This is a genomic window from Bacteroides sp. 519 (genome assembly GCF_010500955.1).
In the GTDB taxonomy this organism is placed as follows: Bacteria; Bacteroidota; Bacteroidia; order Bacteroidales; family Bacteroidaceae; genus Bacteroides.
The window spans coordinates 1-1,994 of sequence record NZ_QVMJ01000063.1 but is presented as its reverse complement, the minus strand read 5'-3'; the positions used below and the strand labels follow the sequence as shown (position 1 = coordinate 1,994).

At 45.5% G+C, this 1,994-nt stretch carries 1 protein-coding gene; it reads left to right on the top strand.

All coding sequences use genetic code 11. From position 1 onward, the window contains the following. The first annotated feature begins 632 nt into the window (after positions 1 to 632). The gene (gene ltrA / locus D0T85_RS21890) at positions 633 to 1,928 is read left to right on the top strand and encodes a group II intron reverse transcriptase/maturase (protein WP_163215654.1); all 1,296 of its coding nucleotides are present in this window, start codon (positions 633 to 635) and stop codon (positions 1,926 to 1,928) included. Positions 1,929 to 1,994 lie beyond the last annotated feature (66 nt).

Below are 1,994 nucleotides of genomic sequence, written 5' to 3'. Positions count from 1 at the left end.
CCTTTGGCACGCTTGTACATAGGCGCATCATTAACCCGAAGCTAAAGCAACGGGCTACGTGCGCCCCGCATGAGCAGCGCGCACTTGCGTGCAAGCTATTAAAAAGCCGCAAATATACAAATGATTTGTGTTAAACAAGCTTTGCATTCAAGTATATTTTCCCAGAGGGTGAAAGTCCCTTATGCGTAGAGATAATTTTGAAGCATTAGCAAGTCGCAAGGTGGTTTATCGTGAGGTATTCACTGAAGGAAGCGGGACTGCAAAATCCGGTACTGACGAACAGAAACGGAATAAGAGGCTGGACTATCCGGGCAAGCGTTCGTAGCCACGTAACGCCCATTATCTCAGGATACAAAGTAGATTCCGCAGTGATTGGAGGAAGGGAAAAGCTCTTACCGGGGGAGGTCTCACCTATCACGAGTTGACTGGTGAGAAGTCAGCAGATGTCATATTAGTTGTGGAAACGAGCCGCCCAGGTGAATGAAAACTGGCATGGCGGAAGCCTCACAGAACAATGAAGGACTGAACGTTAAGATGTCACGAATACGGTCTGGACTCCTATCTAGGATAGCCAACAGTAGGGTTGACAGGGTAAAGACTTATAAATGGTAAAAAAGAAAAGTAGAAGCAGCATGATTGAATCAGTATTGCACCCCCGTAATCTAATGCGTGCTTACTACCAAGTAGTACGCAACAAAGGTGCAAGTGGGGTAGATGGTATGTCAGTAGACGAGTTAAAAGAGTACTTATCCGTTAACAGGCAATCGCTGGAAACCTTGATACGTGAGGATAAATATCTCCCTCATCCTATCTTGGGAATTGAGATACCTAAAAGTAACGGGGATGTTCGCCTGTTGGGAGTTCCTGTGGTAATTGACAGAATGCTCCAACAAGCTGTCGGACAAATACTCTGTAACTATTATGACACTTCGTTTGAAGATTACAGCTATGGTTTTCGTCCCAACCGTAAAGCTCACCAAGCAGTCCTCCGCTCACAGGAATACATTAACGGTGGCAATAACTGGGTGGTAGATATAGACTTGAAGAACTTCTTCGACGAGGTCGACCATTGCCTGCTATTGCAGATTCTTTACCGTAGGATTAAATGTGGTACAACGCTTCGATTAATCCGTAAGTGGCTTCGTGCTCCTATTCAAATCCAAGGGAGATTGACAAAGCGGCGTAAAGGAGTTCCCCAAGGTTCACCGTTAAGCCCCATACTGTCTAATATCCTGCTAAACGAGTTGGATAAGGAAATGGAGAAAATGAGCGTGAAGTACGTCCGCTATGCGGACGACTTTAGTATCTATTGTAGGGAAGAACAAACTGCTCGCGATGTGGGGAATCAGATTTATCTCTATCTTAAGGATAAACTTCATCTTCCCATTAATCGAGAGAAAAGCGGTATTCGTCGCCCCGAAGAGTTTACGATATTAGGATATGGATTTGAACGATTGAAAGAGTCATCTGCTCCATGGCAATACCAACTTATTGTTAGCAATAAGAAATGGAAGCCCTTAAAGCATAAGTTGAAAGAAATCACTCGCAAAACCACTCCTTATAGTTTTGACACTCGAGTAAGGAAACTGAAAGAGGTTCAACGTGGCTGGGTACAGTACTTTGGTTTAGCCCATATGAACTGGCAACTAAAGAAACTCGACAAATGGGTGCGAAGTCGCCTGCGCTACTGCATCTGGCATGACTGGAAGAAACCATCCCGTCGTCGGAAGAATTTGCTTCGACTAGGGGTAAAACCTCATAACGCTCAAAACTGGAGTCAAACAAGAATGGGAGGGTGGGCGACAGCCCGAAGCCCTATACTAACGACAACCATCACAATGGCACGACTACGGAAAAGAGGGTATGAAGCAATGTTTCCTATTTATCAATCTATTACCCCATATCTTAACGAACCGCTGTATACGTGACCCGTACGTACAGTGGTGTGAGAGGCTCTCCCTGCCGGGCGACACCGGCAGGGCAGTCTACTCGAT

Bases quoted from the DNA above. Each gene is read 5' to 3' on its own strand.
- ltrA (WP_163215654.1), top strand. From the start codon at position 633: ATGATTGAATCAGTATTGCACCCCCGTAATCTAATGCGTGCTTACTAC.